General features: G+C 66.9%; 9 protein-coding genes. 6 read left to right on the forward strand and 3 right to left on the reverse strand.

Going from position 1 to position 12,484, the window contains the following annotated elements:
• From ASE86_RS16195 to ASE86_RS04470, 3 genes are all read left to right on the forward strand, one after another.
• Positions 1-227, forward strand: a 227-nt coding sequence (locus ASE86_RS16195) for a hypothetical protein (RefSeq protein ID WP_200911480.1), incomplete at its 5' end; no start/stop codon positions are given.
• Between the two features lie 189 nt (positions 228-416).
• A complete protein-coding gene (locus ASE86_RS04465; RefSeq protein ID WP_162233306.1) occupies positions 417-2,702 on the forward strand; it encodes a putative bifunctional diguanylate cyclase/phosphodiesterase in 2,286 nt (761 codons plus the stop codon).
• A 319-nt stretch (positions 2,703-3,021) separates the two neighbouring features.
• Entirely contained in the window at positions 3,022-4,500 is a 1,479-nt protein-coding gene (locus tag ASE86_RS04470) for a deoxyribodipyrimidine photo-lyase (protein ID WP_056426589.1), read from the forward strand.
• 47 nt (positions 4,501-4,547) lie between these two features.
• Here the strand turns inward: ASE86_RS04470 and ASE86_RS04475 are convergent, their stop codons facing one another.
• Positions 4,548-5,285, reverse strand: a complete 738-nt coding sequence (locus ASE86_RS04475; RefSeq protein ID WP_056422892.1) for a glycosyltransferase family 2 protein — start codon at positions 5,283-5,285, stop codon at positions 4,548-4,550.
• A gap of 43 nt (positions 5,286-5,328) precedes the next feature.
• On the reverse strand, positions 5,329-8,247 hold the full coding sequence (locus ASE86_RS04480; RefSeq protein ID WP_235523984.1) for a TonB-dependent receptor plug domain-containing protein: 2,919 nt from the start codon (positions 8,245-8,247) through the stop codon (positions 5,329-5,331).
• Positions 8,248-8,422: 175 nt separating this feature from the next.
• On the opposite strand from ASE86_RS04480, the gene ASE86_RS04485 reads away from it, so the two are divergent.
• From ASE86_RS04485 to ASE86_RS04495, 3 genes are read left to right on the forward strand one after another with little or no spacing between them, the layout of a single operon-like run.
• Complete coding sequence (locus ASE86_RS04485; RefSeq protein ID WP_056422895.1) at positions 8,423-9,691, forward strand: extracellular solute-binding protein; 1,269 nt, start codon at positions 8,423-8,425, stop codon at positions 9,689-9,691.
• Positions 9,688-10,569 (forward strand): carbohydrate ABC transporter permease, encoded by an 882-nt coding sequence (locus ASE86_RS04490; protein WP_056422898.1) that lies wholly within the window; start codon positions 9,688-9,690, stop codon positions 10,567-10,569. The genes ASE86_RS04485 and ASE86_RS04490 overlap by 4 nt, the downstream gene beginning before the upstream one ends.
• Entirely contained in the window at positions 10,560-11,420 is an 861-nt protein-coding gene (locus tag ASE86_RS04495; protein ID WP_056422902.1) for a carbohydrate ABC transporter permease, read from the forward strand. The genes ASE86_RS04490 and ASE86_RS04495 overlap by 10 nt, the downstream gene beginning before the upstream one ends.
• Here the strand turns inward: ASE86_RS04495 and ASE86_RS04500 are convergent.
• The gene (locus ASE86_RS04500) at positions 11,397-12,467 is read right to left on the reverse strand and encodes an ABC transporter ATP-binding protein (RefSeq protein ID WP_056422905.1); all 1,071 of its coding nucleotides are present in this window, start codon (positions 12,465-12,467) and stop codon (positions 11,397-11,399) included. The genes ASE86_RS04495 and ASE86_RS04500 overlap by 24 nt on opposite strands.
• Positions 12,468-12,484 lie beyond the last annotated feature (17 nt).

Consider the following 12,484-nt stretch of genomic DNA (forward strand, 5'->3'; position numbering starts at 1 on the left):
ACACCGACAAGACCGACAAGCCGGACGCCAAGGACACTGACAAGACCGACAAGCCGGGCACTAAGGACACCGACAAGAAGGACAAGCCGGACGTCAAGGACACCGACAAGAACGACAAGCCGGATAATAAGGAAAATGACGATAATCGCAAGCCAAACAAGATCGTCCGCAAACTGATCGACGACGTCACGAAAAAACTCGGTGGGAGAGATGGCTCGGACACGTAGAGCACCCGCAGCGAATTGTTCATTGCGGACAGCGTGCAGGATCTGCACTTTTAACGGTCTCGCGGATCAGCCACGCCCGGACAAAGTGGTCTTCTTGGCGAATCGTTATCCATTTTCGGTCAGGACGACAGAATGGTAGGTCACTCCTTCACTGCAATGCCGCGCGAAGCCGGACCGTGGCGGTATGTCGTGCTCGCAATCCTGGTGGCCTCCTGTCTGTTGGCTTTTCTGATCGGTGCCACGGGCAGCGGTGTCGGGATGGAGCGCGCCTTGGCGGGGTGGAGCGCGGCGCTGCGGAACCATCCCGCCAGCGGCGAGCTGCATATCGTCGAGGTCGATGCCGCCAGCGTTGCAGCAATCGATGACTGGCCGTGGTCGCGTGCAGAACATGCCAAGGTCATCGATCGCCTTCGCGCCGCTGGCGCCAGTGTGATCGCGTTCGACATCGACTTTTCGTCACGGTCCAGCCGAGCCGGCGACGCTGCGCTGGCAGCAGCGATCGACCGGGCTCCAGGGCGGGTCATCCTTCCAACCTTCCGGCAGATTTCCGGTAGCCGTAATGGCGCGGAAATCGACTCGCTCCCACCGGAGGCGCTGCGCCGGAATGCGACGCTGGCCGCGGTCAGCATCCTTCCGGATCGCGACGGAGCCATCCGAGAAGCGCCCATCGGCACGGTAACGGCGGGTGTGCCGCGACCATCCCTGTCGGCGATGTTGGCGGGTCGGGCCGGTACCGCGGAGGCGTTTTTCCCGATCGACTATGCCATCGATCCCACGACCATTCCGCGCCACAGCTTCATCGACATCCGTGACGGGCGCTTTGACCCGGCCAGCGTCCGCGGCCGGCAGGTCCTGATCGGCGCGACGGCGATCGAACTCGGCGATCGCTATCCCGTCCCCAACTACGGTGTCGTTCCTGGCGTCGTCATTCAGGCGCTGGCTGCGGAAACGCTGTCCGAGCGCGTGCCCGTTCGTATCGGCTGGCTGGCCGCCGCTCTTGTGGCACTCGTCCTGGCGATCGGCATCGTCCGCGCCAAGCGCGCCCTCGACCTCGCCATTATCGGGATCGCCTCTCCGATCATCCTCGTTTTGCTGGCCGTCGGCGTGCAGGCGGCATTTGGCGCCGTCGTGGTCGTCGTCCCCGCGATCGTGCTGGTCGGCAGTGCGCTTGTCGCGACGATAACCATGCATCTGGCGACGGCGTGGCAATCGCGGCGCCTGCGTGACGTGCTTACCGGTCTGCCCAATCGCCAGGCGCTTCTCGGGCTTTTGCGAACCTCGCGCGATCGCGGAATAGTCGTCGTTCGCGTGGCCGATTTCGAAAAGCTCGCAAGCGGACTGTCTCTCGACGGTACCGGACAATTACTCCTTCGCGTCGCCGATCGCATTCGGCTGATCAGCAAGGATGCCGAGATCCATCGGATCAACGACCACATGCTGGCATGGCGCGGAACGGTCACGGCCGATCAGCTTGCCGACCGGTATGCCACACTACGCGCGCTGATGCTGTCACCGATCGAGGTCGGCGGGCGGCGGATCGATGTGGGCTTCTCCATCGGCGTCGCTCATGGCCGGACGGACGACGGCGATCAGACGATCGCCAATGCTGCCCTGGCCGCCGAACATGCGCACGAAGCACAGACCGGCTGGCACCTTCACACCGATGCCGAGGGCGCCGCGATCGACCTGGATCTTTCATTGCTCGGCGAACTGACGGAGGCGGTGCAGAACGGTCAGCTGACGGTCCTCTACCAGCCGAAGCTCGATCTCGCCTCGCGAAGGATCGCGAGCGTCGAAGCCCTTGTGCGGTGGGAGCACCCGACGCGCGGCCTGCTGCGTCCGGATCTCTTCATCCCGCTTGCCGAACGGAACGACCGGATCGAGAGCCTGACCCTGGCCGTCATCGAACGGACGCTCGTCGATCTCCGGACCTGGAGCCGGGCCGGACACACGCTCACCGCGGCTGTAAATCTTTCCGCCAAGCTGCTGAGTTCCGGCAGCTTCAGCGCGGACCTGATCGCGCTGTTGCATCGCAGCGGCATCGCGCCCGAGCGGTTGATTTTCGAGGTGACCGAAACCGCAGCGATGGTCGAACCGGAAGCTGCCCGAACAGCGCTCACGCTGTTCCGCGACATGGGCATCTCCATCTCGATGGACGATTACGGAACTGGCCAGTCAACGCTGTCGTACCTGAAGCGTTTGCCGCTGACGGAAGTGAAGATCGATCGCAGCTTCGTTCAATATGCACACCAGAACCGCGCAGACGCGATCCTCGTGCGATCGACCGTCGACCTGGCCCACGAACTTGGTTTGAAGGTCGTTGCAGAGGGTGTCGAAGACGAGGCGTGCCTGGCATTCCTCGCTTCGGTCCAGTGCGACTTCGCGCAAGGGTATCTTATCAGCCGGCCGGTCGACGCCTGTGCGATCGCGACCATGCTCGTTGACCAAGGCAGGCGATTGGCAGATGTCGCGTAAGTCCGCTGCCCAATCGACGAGGTAAAATTCCCGCGAAAACGCGGGTGGGTGCGCGACGTATTGAAGAAACGAGCGCCCTCGTCCGTCGACGAAGCTGGCTGACCAGCGCGCTTTTGCCGCCGCAGATTGCGGACCGGAAAATGTCTCAGCTGTGCGACTTATCCTGTCTCGTTCGTTGGTCAGGAGAGGAGACGTCTGCCATGCATCGTTGGATCCCGATCATCGGCGCGAGTGTCGCCGACACCGCCGGTAGCCTCTGCGGCGGCCGGAGCAGGTCCAACTCAAGCGGGCCGCTGAAAGGTCTGCCGTGGATCCGGAGATGATGACGGCCGCTCTGCCCCAAGGATTGCGGGAATGGCGGGATGCACCGCGCGTGCGGACGCTGAACAACCGCGCGCCAAACCTGAATGGCCGCTATGTCCTGTGTTGGCTGCAGCAGGCGCTGCGCGCACGCGATAATCCAGTCATCGATGCAAGCATACGGCTGGGCAATGCACTGGGCTTGCCGGTGCTGGTTTATCACGGCGTGCGCGAGGATTATCCGTATGCGTCCGACCGTCTGCACCATTTCATTCTTGGGGCCAGCCGCGATCTTGGCGCCGGATGCCGCGAACGCGGCCTGGTCTGCGTTCACCACGTCGATCGGGCAGGACGTCGGGAGAAAGGTCTGGTGCACCGGCTCGGTGCGGAGGCGGCGGCTATCGTGCTGGAGGATCAGCCGACCTTCGTAGCCCGTTGGCAGTCCGATCGGGTTGCGATGCGAGCGGTGGTGCCGGTGTATGCGGTCAACGCCGCCTGCCTGGTACCGCCGGCCGTGCTCGGCGACGACATACGCGGTCGCTCCGGCTTCCTTCGGCGCCAAGAACCCGAGCGTGCGAATTGGATCGAAGCGGACGAGGCGGTGGCGCAGGTGCCAGAGTACGCCGGGCCGCTGCCATTCTTACCAGACGAGCTTGCGGCATGTAGTCTCGGCGCGCTGGTGGCCGGTGTCGCGATCGATCACAGCGTTCCGCCGAGCACGATGTACCCGGCTGGTCGACACGCGGCGGAAGATCGGGTGGGGCGGTTGTTGACCGAGGTGCTGCCCGGCTATGCGTCGTCGCGCAACGATGCCACGCGGGAGGACAGCGCGAGCGGCCTGTCGCCGTATCTGCACTTTGGCGTGCTCGGCCCCCGCGAGGTGATGGCTGCGGTGTCCGCGTCGACGGCGGGCGCTAAGCACAAGGCCAAGTTCGCCGACGAGCTTCTCGGCTGGCGGGAGTGGTTTCATTATCAGGCGCGGGGGCTGTCCGCGCCGGAGCGATACGACCGCGTCCCGACCTGGGCCGTCGAAACGCTTGCAAACCACGCCGGCGACCCCCGACCCGACCTGGAGTCGCTCGAAGCGCTGGTTCGCGGCGAGACCCGCGACGAGACATGGAACGCCTGCCAAAAGCAGTTTCTTGTTGATGGCTGGATGCACAACAATCTGCGGATGTACTGGGGCAAGCGCATCATCGCGATGACGCCCAGTCCCGAGGCGGCATGGGCGACAGCTTGCTATCTCAACGACCGGCTGAGCCTGGATGGTCGCGACCCATCGACCTACGGCAACTTGGCCACCATGTTTGCCGGCTCGCCCTCCGACCGCGAACGGACGATCTATGGTCGCGTCCCAACTCGCGGTGACGGCTCCACTCGACAGCGGGAGCGCGGCGCCGACTGGCTGGCGGCGGCAGCGTCCAGGCCGATACCGCAGATTTCTATCCCGGCGGAGGTGCCGGTCGATCCCTATCTCACCGGCGAGCCGACCGCCTAAGCCGAAGTCATGATCGGTCGTGAACTAGGACCTGGCTGCCGGACCGATCAATCCAGCAGATAGGGGTGCGCCAGGACGCGGCGTGCGTTCTCCATGCCCTGGGCGTGGTCGTTCACCAGTCGCGAGCCTGCGACCGTGCGGTACTGCGCGACGGTCGCGTCGATCCGCGCGAAGACGGCGCCGTTCGCGGCGGCGCGAGTGTAGAAATCCCAGTCGTTGCAATTATGAAAGCTGGGGTCGAAGCCGGCGATGTCGAACACCGTTTCGCGCCGGACGATCGACCACGACGGGCCGATCACGCCGCCGCTGATCAGCCCGGCGCGGATGCAGCCGCCGTCCCAGCCGCATTCCGGGGCACCGGGTGCTTCGCCGGGTTCGACGCGCGAGAAATGTCCGACGATGATGTCCGCGCCGCTCGCCAGTGCGCCGTGGAGCAGGGCGTGGGCGGCACCGGGCAGCCAGACGTCGTCGCTGTCGAGGAAGGCGGTCCACGGCGACGGGCACAGCGCAGCGCCGACGTTGCGGGCGTTCGACGCGCCGCCGTTGCGCGGCAGGATCGCGGCCTCGACGCGGCCGGGATGCGCTGCGGCCAGCGCGCGAATGACATCGGCGCTGCCGTCGCGCGACCCGTCGTCGACCACGATCACCCGCGCCGGAGCGGGCGACTGCGCCAGCACGCTTTCGACGGCGTCCGCGACGACGTGCGCGCGGTCGTAACAGGGAATGACGACGTCATAGGCGTCGAGCGGCAGATCGGCCGGGAACGCATCGGAGGGGAAGTGCATCGCCCGCCTATGCGTGTCCCGGTCGGTCAGGGCAAGCGGGGCGTCAGCGCCCCAGACCCACGCGGACGCCGGCGTACAGATAGCGGCCAAGCGGCGAGACGGGCACGTTCGTCTCGAACCCGATGTCGGGCTTCTGGTCGGCCAGGTTGTTGGCGCCGAGGTAGAACGAGAAATCCTTGCCCGCCGCGATCGCCAGCTGCACGTCGTGCTGCCACAATTCCTTGAACCGGAAATACTGCGGCGCGACGAAGGTCGGGTTGTCGTCGGTCGCGAAGCGCGAGAAGCGCCGCACGCCGTTCTGCCAGCGCAGGCTGTAGGCGAGCGTCAGCGGCCCCGTCGTCCAGGTCGGCGAGAAGGTGACGGTATACTTCGGGCGGAACGGCCGGTCGACGTTGTTCTCGACCTCCGCACCAGGGGTCGCGACCTGTTCGAGGCGATGGAGATAGCCACCGATCAGCCGGAGATCGAACCGGCCGAGGCGGGCGGTATCGATCCGGTAGGTCACGTTCGCCTCCAGCCCTACGGTGCGGAAGGCGGCGACATTCTCCGGCTGGACGACATAGCCGTTGATGTACCCCGTCCCCCGCCGCCGTGAGATCGCGCGGCAGAAGGGGTTGTCGGTCGTCGGTTGATCGACGCACAGTTCGGCGATCGTCGTCGGCGATGCCTGGCTGATCGCATCGCGCAGCCGGATATCGTACCAGTCGAGCGCGAGTTGCAGGCTCGGCAGAAACCCGGGGCGCAGCACCAGCCCGGCGGTCCACGTCCGCGCGACTTCGGGACGCAGGTTCGCATTGCCCTGCTGCGCGCCGGGGATGTTGACGTTGGCGTCGGGATTGTTCGCGTCGGTGAAGCTTGCCGGATTGCCGCCCGCTGCGGTGATCAGCGCGCGACAGTTCGCCTCGCGATACTGCGTCCCCTGATTGCGGCTGCCGAGGTAGCAGGGATCGCTGATGAAGTCGGCGAAACCGGTGCGCGGGCGGAAGATCTCGGCGATGTTGGGGGCGCGAACCGATCGCCCGTACGACCCGCGGAACGTCAGGTCGCGGACCGGGGCATAGACCGCGTTGAACTGGTAGGCGCGCGTTCCCCCGATGGTGGAATAGTCCGAATAGCGCCCCGCCGCGCCGACCGACAGCAGATGCGCGAACGGCCGGTCCTTGACGAGCGGCGCGTTCAGCTCGCCGAACACTTCCCATACGTCGAAGGCGCCGCGCGACGGCGTCTGGATGACAGGTTCGTCGTAGATCCCGTCATCGACCGAGAAGTACGCGCCGCTCGCCAAGCCGGCGTCGGGCCGGAAGCGGCTCGATTCGCGGCGATATTCCCCACCGACCGCAAACTGGATCGGCCCGCCCGGCAGCTCGAACAACTGGCCGAGGTCACCGGTCAGAGATGCGTTGGCGACATGCTGCTCGACGCGCGCGGTGCTGACCGGATCGACCAGGAAATAATCGAAGGCGGCCGGGTTGGCGGTGTTGATGCCGAACGTGTTGAGCGGAACGCAGCCCGCGGTGCTTGCCGCGGCCGAGCGGCAGACGATCGCCCCCGATGCGTCGCGAACGGCGTCGATCGCCGCGACGAAGTTGGCGACGATGCGATCGTTCAGCTTGGTCGCGCGAATGTCGGTGCGGCCGTAGGTGTAGTAGGCGTCGTAGCTGGCATGGTCGCTCAGCCGCCCGGCGACGTCGACCACGCCGCGCCAGGTGCGACGGCGATCGTCCTCGCCGCGGCGAGGCAGGTCGAAGTTGTTGCGGCTGATATAGACCGCGCTGTCGCCGTTGGCACGGGCGGCGCGCAGGATCGAGGCCGGCAGGAACGGATTGTCGAAGGCGATCGTCGAGGGGTAGGTGCCGCTGTAGCTGCCGAACGTGCGGGCTTCCGACTGGACGAACTTGCCCTCCAGCGTGACTTTGAACGCATCCGATGCGTCGAAGCGGGTCAGCAGGTTGACCGCGTGGCGACGCGTGCGCGGCAGGATGTCGCCGATGTAGCCCGCGACCGGGGTGTCGTCGCCGCCCAGCGTGTAGCTGTCGTTCTGCAACTGCCGGCCGGGCGTGTAGATCGCGCCGTCGCCGCGGAAGATCTGGTTGCCGATATAGACAAGGCCGTACGGCGAGCTCTGCGCATAGCGGATATCGGCGACCGGCCCCTGCTGGTAGCTGCCGGGGCGGGTCGGATCGTAATTGTCGAGATTGACGAAGTTGAAGCGATTGGCGGAGGCGAGGAAGCTGCGATCGTCGTTCGCCAGCGGGTCCTCGGCGTTGTATTCATAGCCGAGCGTCACGTTCGCGCGGCCGTCGGCGAAGTTGCGCCCGGCGATGACCGAGGCAAAGCGGTTGCCGGCGTCGCCGCGGGCCGAGATGCCGGCCTGTGCGCGCGCGGCGATACCGTCGAAGTCGCGGCGGAGCACGAAATTGACGACGCCAGAGACGCCGTCCGCGCCATACACGGCCGACGCCGCGCCGGTCAGCACATCGACCCGCTCGATCAGGTCGGTCGGGATCGCGTTGATGTCGACGGCCGCGGTATCGAACTGGCTGGCGACGTGGCGCCGGCCGTTGACCAGCACCAGCGTGCGGTTGGTGCCCAGGCCGCGCAGGTCGAGCAGGTTGAGCCCGGCCTGGCCGAGGCTCGCCTCGTTCTGCGAATTGCCGGCGGTACGGCTGTTGTCGAGCGAGTTGGTCAGCGCCGGCACGCGCTGGAGGAAGCTGGTGACGTTGGTGTTGCCGGATTCGCGCAGCGTCGTTGCGTCGAGCGAGACGATCGGGTTGGGCGCGGCATAATCCGGGCGCTGGATGCGCGATCCGGTGACGACGACCTCCGGCGCGGCGGCGGTGTCGTCGGCGGCGGCCGGCGCTTCGGGCACGGTCGTCTGAGCGTGCGCCGGAGCCGCGGCGATGCACGCAAGCAGCGCGATGCCGCAGAAGAGCATCGCGCGCGCGGACAGTGTGATCGGCATGTGTCTTTCCCCGTTTCCAGCCGGGCTCGCGGCACGACGTTGCCGTGACTAAGCGCCCATTCGGTAGGATGCGGCAAGCACGATAGAGTACCGAGCGCGTCCAAGTTGATCGCGATCAAAAGCTTTCATTAGACTTCGCTGGCCGGCACCGGGGCAACCTGCCACGCTGTCGCGCGTGGAGCGGATCGGCCAGATCGGCGGGCTGGACCGCCGGACCCTGCTGGGCGGAGCGCCGCTCGCGCTGCTGGCGAGCGCCTGTGCCCCCCGTCGCGACCCGCGGGCGATCGTGCTGTGGGCGATGAGCTACCAGGGCGACTACGCGCCCTACCTGACCACCGCCTTTACCCAGGCGACCGGCGTGCCGGTGGAGGTGCAGTCGATCCCGTGGACCGCCGCGCACGAGAAACTGCTGACGGCCCATGCCGGGGGCGTCCTGCCCGATGTGCTGATGCTACCCAATGGCTGGCTGTCCGAATTCCAGATGATCGGCGCCATCGCCCCGGTGCCCGATCCGTCGCTGACCGCCGGCCTGTTCCCGGGACTTGTCGAGGACAGCCGGATCGCCGGGCGCGATTATGGCGTGCCCTGGTCGGTCGCGCCGAAGGTCCAGTATTTCCGGCGCGATATCCTGGCCGACGCCGGGTACGAGACACCGCCGGTGACGTGGGACGGCTGGCGGACGATGGCGGCGGCGATCAAGCGACGGCGCCCCGACGACCATGTCTTTCTGGCGCTGCTCAACTACGAAGGCTGGCTGTTCACGATGCTGGCCCAGAACGACGCCTATCCGCTGAAGGACCAAGACACCCGCGGAAATTTCCAGACGCCCGAGGCTCGCGAGGCGTTCGCCTATTACATCTCGCTGTTCCGCGACGGCTATGCCCCACTGGCCGCGTCGACCGAAGTGCAGGACCCGCTCGCCGCTTTTGCCGCCGGGCAGTTCGCGGTGTGGGAGGCGGAGCCGACGTGGTTGCTCGACATGCGCCGACGCCAGGCAGAACTGCCGGCGGCGCTGTGGGGGGCGGCGCGCGTCGCCGGACCGCGCGGGCCGGGACCGACATCGGCGAAGGACGTCAGCCTGTGCGTGTCCGCATCATCGCCGCGGCAGGCCGATGGCTGGCGGCTGGTCCGGTATCTGACATCGGCGGCGAGCGAGCTGCGCTTCGCCGACCTGATCGGCAGCCTGCCGGCGCGGATCGACGCCTGGGACCGGCTGACCTTTCCGCAGCCCGTGCTCCAGCCGTTCTTCGAACAGGCGCACGACTTGGCGCGTTCGCCGATGATCGTCGGGTGGGAGCGCATCCAGATCGAGGTGCAGCTGATCGCCGAACGCATGGCGCGCGGGCTGATGACGATCGACGCGGGCCTTGCCGAGGCCGATCGCCGTGCCGACAGCATCCTCGCCAAGCGCCGCGCGCTGGTTGCGGGCGGGCAGATCGCATGACGCGGCAGGAAAGGACCGGCTGGGCGTTTACCGCGCCCGTGCTGACGATCATCACGATCGTCTTCCTGGCGCCGACGATCCTGGCGCTGGCGCTGTCGGTGACCGATTATAGCATCTACGCGATGGCCGACACGCGGAACCTTCGCTTCGTCGGGCTGGACAATTTCCGCGAGCTGTTCGCGACGCCGCTGTTCTGGCGGGCGCTGCGCAACACCGCGCTGTTCGCGGTGCTGGGCGTGCCGATGGCGATCGGCGCGTCGCTATTCGCCGCGCTGTTGCTGAACGATTCCAGCGTCCGGTGGAAACCGTTCTGGCGGGTCGCGCTGTTCGCGCCCTATGTCACCAGCGTCGTCGCGACCGCGATCGTGTGGCGCTATGTGCTCAACACCCGCTACGGCCTGCTCAACTATGCGCTCAGCCCGGTCGGGATCGGGCCGGTCGACTGGCTGGGCGATCCGCGCGCGTCGGTGCCGGCGATCCTGATCTTCGTGACGTGGAAGATCTTCGGCTACAACATGATCGTCTTTACCGCGGCGCTGTCGACCGTGCCGACCCAGTTGATGGAGGCGGCGCGGCTGGACGGGGCATCGCGCTGGCAGCGGTTCCGCGACGTGACGCTGCCCGCGATCGGCCCGACGCTGCTGCTGGCCGCGGTGATGAGCGTCGCGGGCTTCCTCCAGATCTTTGCCGAACCCTATGTCATGACGATGGGCGGTCCGGCGCAGAGCACGGTGACGGTGCTGTATTTCATGTTCGACGAAGGGTTCAAATGGTGGAACCTGGGGCAGGCATCGGCGGTCGCGCTGGTCCTGCTGGTGCTGATCCTAGGCGTGACCTGGGTCCAGGCGCGGATCGGGCGGCGGTACCGGTGGCTGTGATCGGGCGTCGCCGGACCCGCGCGATTCTGGCGAACGCGGCGGTCGCGGTCCTGACCGCGGTGACGCTGCTGCCGCTCGTCTGGATGGTGCTGGTGTCGTTCATGCCGCGCTACGCCTCCAGCCGTTTCCCGCCGCCGTTCTGGCCCGAGCGCTGGAGCCTCGAGAACTATCACGAGCTGCTGGTCCGGCGATTGTATGAGGGCGTGTGGTTCGATTACCGCGTGCTGCCGGCGCTGTGGAACAGCCTGTTCGTGGCGGCGGTCGCGACGCTGCTCGCGCTGATCCTGACGGTGCCGGCGGGCTATGCCTTTGCCAAGTTGGAGTTCCGCGGGCGGGCGCGGCTGCTGAAACTGCTGATCGCGGCGCTCGTCATTCCCGGGCAGGTCGCGATGCTGCCGCTGTTCCTGATGCTGGAGGCGGTCGGCCTGGTGAACACCTATGCCGGGGTCATCCTGCCGAGCCTTGCCGGCATTTTCGCGGTGCTGTTCGTCCGCCAGACGACGCTGGCCATTCCCGACGAGATGATCGACGCCGCGCGGCTGGACGGGGCGAGCGAAGTGCAGATCTTCCGCACGATCATATTGCCGCTGCTGGCGCCGGTCACCGTGACGCTGGCGGTGTTCACGTTCCTGGCCAGCTGGAACGACTTCCTGTGGCCGCTGATCGTGCTGACCGACCAGAACAAATATACGCTGCCCGTCGCGGTCGCCGCGATCGTACGCGAACATGCCGCGGACGGCGAACTTATGATGGCGTCGTCGGTGGTCACCACGCTGCCGGTGCTGGCGATCTTCCTGGCGCTGCAGCGCTATTACATGACCGGGCTGCTAGGCGGCAGCGTGAAGGGCTGAGCCGTCGGCGCCGAAGACGTGGACGCGACCCGGTGGTGCGGCAAAGCGTAGCGTCTCACCCAACGTGACGCCGCGGTCGCCCGGCAGTTGCGCGACGATCGTGCCGACAGCTCCACGGGCACCCAGGTGCGCGAACGAGAGCGGGCCCAGCCGCTCGAACAGCTCGACCGCGCCGGCGAAGACGCCGTCGTCGGCGGCGACCAGATGTTCGGGCCGCACGCCCAGCGTCACGCTTTCGCCCGGCCGTCCGCGAACGGCGGTCGCGACCGCGGTCCCGTCGCCCAGCCGCACGGTGCGGCCGTCGTCCGCCAGCACGCCGGGGATCAAGTTCATGCTGGGCGACCCGATCGCGCGCGCGACCGCCAGGTTCGCCGGCGCATCGTACAGGTCGATCGGCGCGCCGACCTGCTGGACATGGCCGCCGTTCATGACGACGATGCGGTTGGCGAGCGTCATCGCCTCCAGCTGGTCGTGCGTCACATAGATCATCGTCGTTTTCAGCCGGTCGTGCAGCCGCGCGAATTCATGCCGCATCCGCACGCGGAGTTCTGCGTCCAGGTTGGAGAGCGGCTCGTCCAGCAGCAGCACGCCGGGTTCGCGGATGATCGCGCGGGCGATCGACACGCGCTGGCGCTGCCCGCCCGACAGCTCAGCCGGACGCCGATCGAGCAGGTCGGTCAGGTCGAGGGTCGCGGCGATCTCCGCCACGCGCGCGGCGATCACGGGCCTTGGCTGCCGCGCGATCCGCAAGGGGTAGCCGATGTTGCCGGCAACGGTCAGGTGCGGATAAAGCGCATAGGACTGGAACACCATCGCGACGCCACGCTCCGCGGGGGGCGCGTCGGTGACATCGCGCCCGCCGATGACGACGCGCCCGCCCGTTTCCTGCTCCAGCCCGGCGATCAGCCGCAGCAGCGTCGACTTGCCGCACCCGGATGGCCCGACGATTACGACGAACTCACCGTCCGCGATGGACAGGTCGGTCGGCGCCAGCGCGACCGTCGCACCGAACCGCTTTTCCAGACCCTCGACTGCGACACGTGCCATTTTCACAAGGCCTTGGA

Source organism: Sphingomonas sp. Leaf33, from assembly GCF_001421785.1.
In the GTDB taxonomy this organism is placed as follows: domain Bacteria; phylum Pseudomonadota; class Alphaproteobacteria; order Sphingomonadales; family Sphingomonadaceae; genus Sphingomonas.